Consider the following 12,096-nt stretch of genomic DNA (forward strand, 5'->3'; position numbering starts at 1 on the left):
ACGACTATAAATTTACAGGACTCCAGCTAACAATCACAAAATACGCTGTTATGTTCAAATGTGTGCTAAAAATTTTATTTCTTGTATGCGGGAGGCACCCCTGAAAACCCGTACCCCCCGTAATTAGTGGCGCAAACTTAGTGTATCGGCTAAAAATTTATCAGATCCGGCATTCCTAAATTACCGCTCATATACTCGACAAACTCAGAAATTTTTTCATCGCTTATAAACGGTGCCTGCAGTCTTATCGGCAATGGGTAGCCTGCACTCTTGAATAATAAATCGCCTTTTCCCGTGAGTTTCTCTGCGCCGGAGGAGTCAATTATATTCTTCGAGTCATCAAGTGATTGCAGAGTAAACGCAGCTCTTGCAGGAATATTAGATTTTATGAGATTCGTAATTGAGTCAGGTGTCTGAGTCGCAATAATCATGTGAATCCCTGACGCTCCCGCACGCTGTGAGAGTCTCGTTATTAAATTTTCCGTCTCACTTCCGGCCGAATAAATCAAATCAGCAATTTCGTTAATAATTATCACGATAAGCGGCAATTTTTCATTAGTGTCAATCCGGTTATAAGCTGTAATATTTCTGACTTTGGCCTGTGAAAATTTTTCTATGCGCGACTCCATTTCGTGAAGTGCAAAATTTAAAGCCTTTAACACCGTCTGAACATCATAAACCGGAGCTGACATCATGTGTGATAAATTTTCATATACTGCAAAATCTGTCTGTCTCGTGTCAATCATCAAAAATTTTACTTCATCAGGTTTACGCTTTGAACATATGCCAAGAACGCAGGAATTTATAAAAACGCTCTTCCCCGCTCCTGAATTACCAGCAATTAAAATATTAGGCATTACTTCGAGTCCCTGCACAAAAATTTCGCCGTTAATCTTGCACCCAAGCGGAAGAGTCAATTTTGATGGCGAGCTTCTGAACTCGTCGGAGTCAATTATATTTCTCAGCGGGATAATTTTTCTTTCCTGCGCAGGAACTTCAACACCGGCATAATGAGTCCCCCATATGGGCGCTTCGATTCTTACGGGCATTACAGCAAGAGACATAGCTAAATCGTTCGTTAATTCGAGGATTCTATTAACTTTTGTGCCCGGTGCGAGTTCTAATTGATATTGAGTTACGGCAGCACCATTTATTATATGAGCTACAGAGGCATTTACACCAAAATTTTTTAACGCTGAAATTATTTGTTTGCCCTGTTTCTCAAGTGATTTCAATAAATTTTTGTCGGACGCATTTACGATTCTAGGGCCGTAAATTTCATAAGGAGGCGGAAAAATTTGCACACCTTCTGACTCAGTGCTTGAGTCTTTAACAGGTTCGGGCGTTAATGGCGATTCGTCCTGCAAAATATTCGGAAGCGGCCGCCGGAATCGTTTTTGTCTCGTAATGGGCTGCTTTTTTTCGGGAGCTGACATTTCGCCGGATTTGATTGACGTTATTAGATTGTCGAAAATATTTATTGAGCGTTTAAACGGGCTGTCGTCGGGTTTAGGTTCCTGCGCTGGTTCGGGCTTGCCTGAATTTTTCAAGACGGGTGCGGGAATGTTCATTGACTCAATTTCTGCGTGTGCGTTCAAAGCTGTAATTAACGGCGACGGATCAGAAAACTGCATAGTCTCATCAAAGCTGTCATTTTTCTTGAATTTCGGCGAGGGAATCTTTGTCGGGAATAAAACATTTTCCGGCCTGTCTTCGAGATAAGTTGCTTCATCGTCATTGCTTGGCCTTCTGCGTGATTTATTTCGTCTTGGTAAATTAATAGAGTTCAACGCAGGCATAGAAATTTTTAGAATCCTTGATCCAAACAAAAACGCTGTCAACACAAACGAGGCAATTACTAATAAAAGCGTGATGAACGGGCCGAAATTTACAGTGAAGAATCGCGCAAGACCATGACCGAATCCCCCCGGTTGAAATAATGTCCAGTCCGAACGCCAGCCGGTTTCACGCAATAAGCCCAGCATAAACGAGAAAGAAATATATAATTGAAGCGTTCCTAAAATTTGACGCTGGACTCTAGGGACACGAAATTTCAATAATTTAGCAATGCACAAGTAAAATATAAATAATAACGGGACAATCAACGCGCCGCCCCATGAATCACGTAAATATTTCCCCCATTCGCGCCCGCCTTCGCCCGTAAATGAACTGTCAAATAACGCTAATATGCAGTAAAAGCAAAATATTATCAGCACAAATAATAACAGCTCGCCTAAATTGCCCTGATTCCTGTTTCTTGTTTTATTATTTCGACGCGGCAAATATATTCACTCCCATTTACAATAAATTTATTTTTCTGATCGCGCAAGTTTTATATTCCGCCGGTGTTCGTTGAAGGTCTTAGAAAAATAGTGATAGCCGTCTTTTCTTGCTACGTAATAATAATAATTATTTTCTTCGGGTTCAAGTGCAGCACCCCACGCAGCAGAGCCGGGTATACAAATAGGCTTAGGAGGCAGACCCGAAATTTTATAAGTGTTATAGGGCGAGTCAATTTCCAAATCTTTATTTAGTACGCGCGTTACTTTCCTTCCTGCGAGCCTCCATGCATACACAACAGTAGCGTCAATTTGCAGAGCCATGTTAGATTTTATTCTGTTGTTGATTACGCCTGAAACTGTGCGGCATTCTGAATCATGCAAGACTTCACGTTCAATCATTGAAGCAATTATTGCAGCGTCGACCAATTGACTCGAAGTTAATTTTTTCGCGTTGATTAAGTCTCCGCGCTGTCTCCACCATGCAGTAGAAGCAGCTTGTACGGCCTCATCGGGTGTCCTGTTGATTAACATGTAAGTCTCTGGCTCAAGAAATGCTAATCTCGTGTACTCATCGTCGGGAATTGATTTAATTAACTCCTGCATTTCATCGGGATAATTTGAGTCGGTCAATAATGCACGAGTAAAATTTGTCATGTTAAATTTGCTGTCTTGATCCTCTAAATTTTCGGCGAGTGCAAAAATATCGAGTCCCGGTAAAATTTGCAGCTTCAGTAATGCAGGCTTGATGATTCGTAACTGTCTGGCCAAGTTCCAAGGGTCAGAAGGAACAACTGAATAATGACCGGCTCTAATTTTTTTGTCGATTCCAAATTTTGCAAGCCAACGCGCTAATTGAGAAGGAGACCCCGATGACAACGCACCCTGAATCTCGAAAGCTCTTGCGGCCTGAAGTGCTGTCATTCCGCTTGAAATAGTAACGCTGACTGTATCGCCGTCCGGTAATGGTATAATGCCTTCCCAAAAATTAGCGGGTACTTTGTAATAATACGAGAAAACTGCTCCGGCTATGACTGCCCATAGAAGCAGGAAAAATATTAAGCTGATCCCTAAAAGTTTAGGCTTTCGGCGTTTACGTTGATTATGTGATTTAATTTTCTGCAAGTTGCTGCACATCCTGTAATAGTTTTGAGCTTATTATAGCAAGTTAATTATTAATCGTTCGCTGTTTCTTCCGCGCCTATCGTAGAGTTTGCAGAAAGTCTCGCCCTACCGTCAGAACTTATTACGACATAATATATACTTTCGTCGGATCCGGTTATTTTTATGCTGCCTGTTTTATTGAAGGTCTGATTAACACTGTATATAAATTCTTCTGATTCGTATTTACAGCCGGGAGTTGCGTTCAAAATTTCGACGGTTTTATCTTCCCATGTAAGATCAATAGAATAATTGCCGCCGCTTTTTTTAGCAATGAACGAAAAAGTTTGCTTCATTCTGTCAGATTTCTGAATCTGCCTATTAAGCCATGTTACGACTTTTTCTGCCTCGCGTTGTGCTGTCTGATTCGTTAATTTCAGGTTCAACACTGCAACAACGCCGACTCCTGCTAATATTGCACTTGCTATGATTAATTCTATCATTGTGAAGGCTTTACGCTTAAATTGCATTATAGAAATCCTCCTTTAGTGTAAGAATTATGCTGAATACAACTAGATTATTTTCTGATAATGAAGTACCCGGAATAATTACGCTTTCAAATAGTCCGCTTGCTTGAAGTCCCTCACTCATCAAACTTAATGACGTACCGTCGGAGGCTGTGCCATTTATAGTTACGACAAAATGAGACTCTTTCCTGCTGAAATCTGCGTCTAATAATTTTATGCCTGTGCCTGCGTTTGCTTCGAGTGCGTTCAAGACCTCCAAAATCGGTATGTCATCGCGAAGAAAATTTAAAATTTGTTCTGTCTGAGCTTTATTTTGTGATAGTGCTGCATTATTTCTCATGATTTCGGAGCGTTTTGCTTGAAGTTCTGCTATAACTTCATGATTATGATCGATTGCGTCCTGTACTATCTCCATGCGTGAAATAGCAAATAAAATAGTTCCCATCGATAAAATAACAAAGCATGACGACAACAATATCAAAGCTACCCGGCTTAGGTTCAGAGAGTTTTTGCGTCTCTCGAATGCAATATATTCGGGCGGTCTCAAGTCCATTATATAGGCGTCATCGGGGTCTCTCATTGCCAGTCCGCGAGCTTTATAAAATTTGCTGGAGAAATTTACGACTTCTAAATCAGTGCTTGAAGTTATATTCAAATTTACGTCCGCGAGAATTAATTTATTTATCTTGACGCGCTTATATTGAGTCTCTACAAATTGCAATGTGCTGCGAATGTCGTTAAAGCTGTTGGCGTTGTCTGCTGTCCTGAAGAAAATTCCGTGTCCTTCCCATGTCGTTACAATGTTGCGTCTGTCTGCAAATATGCAAAGTCCTTCGCGGTCTTCAGGAATTGCGCGGAGCATGGCAAAATTTGCGGGTTCGATTGCACCGAGTACGATATTTATTTTATTAGCGATGTCAATTAAGTTGTCGATATAATTTCTCTTTACGGCAGCGGCAAGAACGGTTATATTATCCCGATTGCGTGATGCTGAAGGAGTGTCAATTATTACTGCGTCAAAAACGGCTTCTGAACTCGGAAATGGGAAATTTTCCTCAAGATTGAGCGCTAACGAGCTTTTTATGTCGTCGAGACTCATATTAGGAAAATTCAGCGGCCTGATAATTACATCACCCGAAGGAACGCCGAGCATTATAGGAACAGAAATTTTACCGGTCTCCTGTATTAGCTGCACAAAACCTTTTTCGAGCATGTTAAAATCTTTAATGGAATTACTAGCTACACAGCCGTCTTCTAATGGGATTCTGAACTCTCTAAAATCTTCGCCGTTTTCGTCAAGCTCAATATATCCGAGACTGTCATTACGGATTGCGAGTCCTGCTGTTAAATTAGGCTTTATCGCATGAAATAATCTCATTTATACCACACTTCTTCATGAAAAATTGTAGTCTTGGCCGTGTCATTGCTTACGACTTCTTGAATCATCAAGTAATTATTATCATTCACTGGAGCATAAGCCCTTAATAAATATTTACCCGGCATTGCTGGAAAAATGCGCTCATATACTTTTTGGCTTGTATATTTTTCCTCGTTAAAATCTTCGCCGAAAGAATAATCTAAATTATGAATATCAAGTGTTACAAGATTTTGTGTATGAGTGAAATATTTGCCTCCCTTGCTGTTATCTCTGAATGTATTGTAATAAATATTTCCGGTCTTGTTAGGGACTGACGACAAATGCTCTTTGCCGTATCTGATCATATCTTGAAGACTTAGTCTGAGACTCATAATTTCGCGTTCTTCAGCTAGAGAGTCAACCGATTGCAGCGAGTAAAAAAATATTTGCGCCGTTACAAGCACTGCCAGCAGAGAAAAAATTAACACGCCCAAAAGTGAAGCTCCCCGCCTTGCCTTGAACGTCTTAAATTTTACTGCTCTATCCTGCGCGCACGTAGGTTTATATTTGCATTCCGAACACAATTTTTTATCGCCCCTTATATCAGGAAATTTTTTACACTTCAGCGAAATAACCTGCCAGACCGTAAAAAATAAATCCGGCAAATTTGATTTTATCATTGCTGCTACGCTTGAGGAATCGAAAATATCAGGCTCTATATTGTTCTCATCGAGATAAATTATTTCTATTGACGGCGTTATACCAGTTTTCTTATTAATCAGCCACGCATAAACGAGACTCTGTGCAAGCGGTACGGTTATATCACTCTTGTTATAGCCTTTGAACTCGAATAATCTAGCTTCGGCCTTGTCGGGATTGAATAATAAAGCGTCATAACGTCCGGTAATAATTAAATTTCCTTCGTCCATATTATAAACGCTCTGTAAAATTTGTTCGGGCTTGATGAAGACTTTATCAGGAGATTTTATTTCCCGGAAAAATTCGGACATTGCTTTAACCCAGACTTTAACGCCTGAAGCCATAGCTAATAACTGCCCCGACGTAAAATTTTCTGAATTTAACGCAGCAAACGGAATAAAAAATTTTTCGCGCACAAGAGACTCTAATTTTTCAGGACTGCCGAATGAATTAATAATTTCTTTGTGAAGCGGGTTAAACTCGTTATAAGCAGCCTCAAAAAATGCCTGCGATATGTTCTTGTGAAAAATTGAGCCGTAATAATCTTTACCCTTAATGCCTACTGACCACGCAGATTTTTCGCGCCTGTGCAATTTATAAGCAAGAAGGGCCGGACACCTTTGACACAACGCTATATCACTGACTGTAACAAAACAAGTATTAGACATGATAAATTATTTCCTGTCAGCCATAGAAATTAATGTATCGTCCTTTGACGGAAAGAGCCGAAATTTATTATTTGCCCTCACAAAGTCAAGAAGTTCACCGGCCGAAATTTTTTGATTTTTCGAGTCTAACATTTCAGCGGCCTTTGCTGTGCTGATTATCTTCATGGGGGACGCGTTTATTATCTCGATTAAAGAATTTTCCAGACTCGGAGATACTGCCGGGACTCTGGCTTTTACTGGCGAGACAGTAATTAATTTGAGACTCTTGACGAAATTTTTTATGTCATTGCGTGTTGCTGCTCTAGGCTTTGACTCAGAATAAATATTTACGTCGCCGTTATCGACTCTGTTAATTAAAGCTGCGAGTCCGTACCATTGAACGCGGGAGTCTTTGTCGAGCAATAAAACTTTTCCGCCCGAGTCAATAAATTCCTGCATTATTTCATTTGCCTGCTTCCAAGTTTTTTTGTGAATCTTGGTCTCCGAAATATAGAAGCACTGACAATCATTTGACATCGCGATACCCTGTTTAAGCGCATTACATGTCGACTGATGAAATTTACTGGTTACGATAAAGAACGCAAATTTTTTATCGTTATAAATTGCTGTAATCTTCAAGTGTTTGCTATTATCTTGCGCGACCTCGAATCCATCCAATGAAGACAGCCACACACCTAGAGACAACGCGAGCAAATCTGCATTTGGCGGCCAAGCTCTATAATCACCGCGAATTTTTTTGCACTCATCATCGTAAACGCCTTTAATAGTCTTGTAAATTTCTGAGTCTGACCCGTTATTATTAATTGCCGGAGTCTGGCCTTGATTCGCTGCCGGAGCTGGTGAGTCATCCTTAAAAATTGCACGGTTAGCAAGCTCTATGACCATTCTAGGGGAGCAGCCTTGATTCAATTTCACGCGTTCTATGAGCCATTGATAAATTTGTTCCTGATTCTCGTTAAATGCAAAGTCGATTCTATCGCGTATTAATTGCTTGGCCTGAGTTAATGAACATTCGCCCATTACGATTTTATGATGTTCGAGCCTCTGATATACTGACGAATTTAAAGACGGTTTTATTTTATCGTTCCAAATCTGGGACTTCATGAAACATAGCGGCAAAATTCCTACAAGATTATCAGTCAATAAATGAATTATATTCCCCCATGCCTCAATTAATTCTTTGTTGACGCTCATATAATCTAACTGGTCAAAGCATACGATCATAGGTACATGGGCATAAGCGAGCAGTAATCCCAGAGAGATTAAAATTTTTTCTGCGTTGCTTTCTTTCTTTGCGTCGGTCATTGAGTCAATATCGCGAGGGGGCAGGCCTAAATTTACTGCGTCTTCGTCGTCGAGTCCTTCTCTGAGCCATTCGAGAATCAAAGCGCGTTTATTCTCGTCTTTAGTGTCAGCATAGAGCAAAATACATTTCAGCACGTTTTTATCAAGTCCGGGAATATCGCGTGATAAATAAATTTTTGTGTCAACCTTTGCAAGATCCGTGAATCCGTCATTTTGTCTGTGCTCGTGATAAGAATTTATGATTTCATTGACTAATAAATCAAATTGCGACATGTTAGAGCTATGAAATTGCATGAGGCTTATAAAAATTTCTGACAATAAATCCTGTGTTACGCTTTCAGGGTCTCTGAATGCCCGTACAGTTACGAAAATTGCCGGTCTTGAATTAGTTTTCAATCGGCGCAAAATTCTTGTCAGCATGTGAGTCTTCCCTGAGCCTGCCTCACCGAGAATCAATCCTACTAACGGCATAGAAGGTTCACGGCGTTTGTGTCTGATTAACTGTTCGATTTCTTCAGAAGCTGACCTATTTAACTGCTGTAAATCGGGATTCATATTTTCCCACGGCATAGGCGACGCTGACGATTCGAACGGGTTATTTTCTCTAAGCTGCTTGACAATCGAGTTATTATCTGACATTTTTTGTAACCGTTCCCATTCTGTAATTATTCTCGTCAATGAAGGAGTCTTTTACTTCGTCGGGACTCATTGTAGACTCGTCGGCGATATGAAGTTGTATTAACTCTTTGTCGCGCAGCATCATTAATATTGCGTCAAATAGATCTCTCGGCCAGTTTAATTTTTTGCGGAGGTCGCAGATTCTCACAAAGACTCGCCCGTTGTCAAGACTCTCGAATGCCCGCATAAATTCTTCCCGGCTGTAATCGGTTGAAGGAGTGCTAATTTTTTCGGGTTCTGGTTCGGATTCAGGCTCAATTTTTGCAGGTTGAGTCTTTATTGCCGGAGTGTCAGTCAAATAGATTCGTGCGTCTAAGTTGTCATTGATGATAATTTTTGCGCGGCCGGACTCGACAAAAGAGTTAATAATTTTTGCGACATCAGATTTAGAAAACGGCAATGAACGTGCGATCCATTTTGCTGATTTGATTTTCGCGTTATTGATTTCTGCGATAACTAAATCTTCGGGCTCGCAGGGTTGAAGAATGTAAAGTGTCGGGCCTTTCTTGTGAAAAATGAATTTGTCCATCACGAGGGGCTCTAAAATTTTGCGGATTTCTGCGGCGGTCATTTGCGTGTTTATGCCTGTCAGGCGTTTAGCTTCTGCTCCCATTACTACAGCTAAATTTTTTACTGTCATGAACGGGCGTTTATTCTTGCTTAATATTTCCTGAACAATATCGGGAATGTCATTAATAGTCATTTATGAAAAATTTTCTCCTTTCAAGTTAAAATTTTATATAATACACGAGCTTATAATCATTACGTCCGGGCAAGCTGCACAGTTAAATAATCACTCCTTCTGTGAAAAACGTAAAAATTTCTGCAATCTTATAGCATGTTATCATAATTATGTAAAAAGGTGCGATAAATATTTTATGATTCGCGATAAAATAAAACACTTTCGAAAAACTATGACAAAATATTTTTGTTGAGCTATTAAATTTGTTGTATGTGTGCGGCCTGTTATAAATGCATGTTTCCGAAAGACTTTATAGCAATATTACATAAATGTGAGCTATTATAAATTACGTAGTGGACAGGAAAAAGTTTTTGCAAATATTCGAATGCGACTGTTATAATAGGCAATGTCAGATTTTTTGTGTAAATAGAGTTCGAAGTTCAGTATTTACAAGGCTTCAATTTTTTAATTACACAAAATTTTGGACAAACCCTTATAAATATTCACAGAAAAATTTTCACTCAATCTTTGACGGTAAACGATAATTTTACAACTACATTTGCAACTACAAAAAAATTAATTTTTCGCAGTTATGATAATCCTTCACACAAAAATTTTATTTCTTTATCATGCAATTAATTTATTGTGCTATAGTGAAAACATTTTTTAATCTATCAAGTAAAGTCAAAATCGAAAATATTTTCATACATAATCACGTAAAGTTTTTACAGCTTATCAAGTGCATTTACTATTATAATAATAAAATAGATAACTAACGAAAAAATTTTTGCAAATATTCAAGTGTATTTGTTATAGTGTTTAGTGTGCTATACTTGATTGATTCATTAGGAGGAGGCGTAAATATGCCCAGAAAACAGAACGAGAAATATACAATACAAGAACAGCTTAAACCGCGAACAATAATGACAGCACAGGAGCTTTTAAACGCAATTTCCGAGACTGAATATCCTGATTACGTGCTTGAAATTATTGCAATAGTACGCGAATGGATGAATAATTCTCTTGAGGCTCCGGACAATAATTACAACGGGCAGAATGCTTTTGACGCTATATTGAGCCAATTTTTTGACGAGGAAGCTATGGGAGTCATGAATCTTTATGAGAGCTTGAACAAATTTGAAGACATCGCAGACCTTATACCCGGACACAAACGCCCCGAAGGAAAGCCGGATACTATTGTAGTGAGCGTTAATCCTCCCGACTGTGAGAACGGTTTTAGAGTCGCCGTAGATTATGCAACAGTTTTTAACAGGCCGAAATGCAATAGAATCTGGATAATTTCGAATACTTACATATACGACGATATTATAAGATTTGCTCCTCACGTTGACGCACTCGCAGCACAAGGAATTAAAATACGCTTTATTCTCGTAAATGCATGGGGATGGGTTGAGCTGCCCTTAAGCGCAAAGACTGCCACAAAGAAGCAATTTATATTAAACACTGAAGAGCCGCCCAAACGTACACGAAGAAGGAAAATAATTTAATTTTTTAGAGCGCAGGTCTTGTGAATAACGAGGCCTGTTTTATTTATTTCTCAAGATATCCCATCTCAGCATATTTCTGACCTAACTTAGAATTTCTTAACCCTCCGTGTATCTGAAATAAATTAAGTGTGGATTTCATATTAATTTCTATTACTGCGAATCCGTCATCTTGAATCACTATATCCCACGCAATAAAATCAAAAAATGGAAGTTTTGCGGTCAAGTCGATAATTTTTCGCTTCAAATCTGCCCAGCCTGGAATAATTAAGCCTTTTATTTTTGCGCCTGTGTCTGGGTGATAGTCATAACAATTTTGACCGAGCGTTATACTTTTCATTGAGCCTAATTCGCCCGTTTCGAGATTTATAATTGCGCTGCCTCCGCCCTGTGAGAAATTATCAACAGGAGCTGATATATTGGTGCCGATTCGCTGGACTGCTGCAAAAATTTCGTGTTCGCCGCTGCCTTTAGTTTTGCGTATAGATATTATTCTTACGGTGTTAATGCTTTTGTCGAAAATGGCAGATTCAAATTTTCCCTGCGTAATTTTTTCCTGCACTATGCCGGATTTGAATTTATTTATTATTTCCGCAAATTTTTCGCGCGTACAGATTTCGCCCTTGTAGAATAAATTTTCACCGTCAGACGAGAATACATATACGTTATAACCGTCGCAGCCGCCTCTATCTTTTATGGTACCCCCCCCCCCCTTAGGTAATTTTACGAGGTAGTCATATAAATTATTTGCGTTAATTTTTTCGGACTTTATCGGGATAACGCGGCCGTCATTTATAAGCGCATAATTTTCCGGGACTCGTACATAATTGCCGAACACAAGCGAGAATAAATATTTATCATCAGAAATCGGGAAATATCTTCCGTCTTTGAGTCTCGGCTGGTATGCTTCCCACGATGAAATATATTCCCTGTAATCGTTGTTAATTAAGTCAAAAGTTTGACTCTCTGTAAAAGTAAATCCGTGTTTGCGCATGTCCGCAATATTGTTAATATCAATTTTAGATATATTGTGATGTGAATTAACGATAAAATTTCTGAATTTCGAGAGTTTGTATTTACTATAAATTTTCCTGAGCAACTTTATAATTAGCATTTAATTTTCCTCCTGTGATTTAATTTTTTCGCGCAAAATAGTCGTAGAGATTCCCTGCGTATATGGTATATATTCGACTTTAACGCCGACTTCAGCGAGAATCTTCTCAAATTTATTCCAGCGTTCTGTACCCTTCCAATCATCGCCGACAAAAACTGTATCAAATTTATATTTATTCCAT

10 protein-coding genes are annotated in these 12,096 nt (G+C 39.1%); 1 reads left to right on the forward strand and 9 read right to left on the reverse strand.

The window, feature by feature from the left end:
- Positions 1–149 precede the first annotated feature (149 nt).
- The 7 genes from IJT21_10780 to IJT21_10810 are packed head-to-tail and all read right to left on the reverse strand — an operon-like array spanning position 150 to position 9,317.
- Complete coding sequence (locus IJT21_10780; protein MBQ7578734.1) at positions 150–2,282, reverse strand: hypothetical protein; 2,133 nt, start codon at positions 2,280–2,282, stop codon at positions 150–152.
- Positions 2,283–2,309: 27 nt separating this feature from the next.
- Positions 2,310–3,404 (reverse strand): endolytic transglycosylase MltG, encoded by a 1,095-nt coding sequence (gene mltG / locus IJT21_10785; GenBank protein ID MBQ7578735.1) that lies wholly within the window; start codon positions 3,402–3,404, stop codon positions 2,310–2,312.
- A gap of 50 nt (positions 3,405–3,454) precedes the next feature.
- A complete protein-coding gene (locus IJT21_10790) occupies positions 3,455–3,910 on the reverse strand; it encodes a type II secretion system protein (protein MBQ7578736.1) in 456 nt (151 codons plus the stop codon).
- Positions 3,900–5,285, reverse strand: coding sequence for a pilus assembly protein PilM (gene pilM, locus IJT21_10795; GenBank protein MBQ7578737.1), 1,386 nt, complete (start codon positions 5,283–5,285; stop codon positions 3,900–3,902). The genes IJT21_10790 and pilM overlap by 11 nt, the downstream gene beginning before the upstream one ends.
- Complete coding sequence (locus tag IJT21_10800) at positions 5,282–6,631, reverse strand: PD-(D/E)XK nuclease family protein (GenBank protein ID MBQ7578738.1); 1,350 nt, start codon at positions 6,629–6,631, stop codon at positions 5,282–5,284. Before IJT21_10800 ends, pilM begins: the two co-directional genes overlap by 4 nt.
- A 6-nt stretch (positions 6,632–6,637) precedes the next feature.
- Positions 6,638–8,575 (reverse strand): ATP-binding protein, encoded by a 1,938-nt coding sequence (locus IJT21_10805; protein ID MBQ7578739.1) that lies wholly within the window; start codon positions 8,573–8,575, stop codon positions 6,638–6,640.
- On the reverse strand, positions 8,565–9,317 hold the full coding sequence (locus IJT21_10810) for a hypothetical protein (protein MBQ7578740.1): 753 nt from the start codon (positions 9,315–9,317) through the stop codon (positions 8,565–8,567). Before IJT21_10810 ends, IJT21_10805 begins: the two co-directional genes overlap by 11 nt.
- Before the next feature lie 842 nt (positions 9,318–10,159).
- Here IJT21_10810 and IJT21_10815 point away from each other — a divergent pair.
- A complete protein-coding gene (locus IJT21_10815) occupies positions 10,160–10,804 on the forward strand; it encodes a hypothetical protein (protein ID MBQ7578741.1) in 645 nt (214 codons plus the stop codon).
- 43 nt (positions 10,805–10,847) lie between these two features.
- On the opposite strand, the gene IJT21_10820 is transcribed toward IJT21_10815, so the two are convergent.
- A complete protein-coding gene (locus IJT21_10820) occupies positions 10,848–11,915 on the reverse strand; it encodes a hypothetical protein (protein ID MBQ7578742.1) in 1,068 nt (355 codons plus the stop codon).
- The coding region (locus IJT21_10825) for a hypothetical protein (protein ID MBQ7578743.1) at positions 11,916–12,096 on the reverse strand (181 nt) is incomplete at its 5' end.

This window comes from Synergistaceae bacterium, assembly GCA_017443945.1.
In the GTDB taxonomy this organism is placed as follows: domain Bacteria; phylum Synergistota; class Synergistia; order Synergistales; family Aminobacteriaceae; genus JAFUXM01.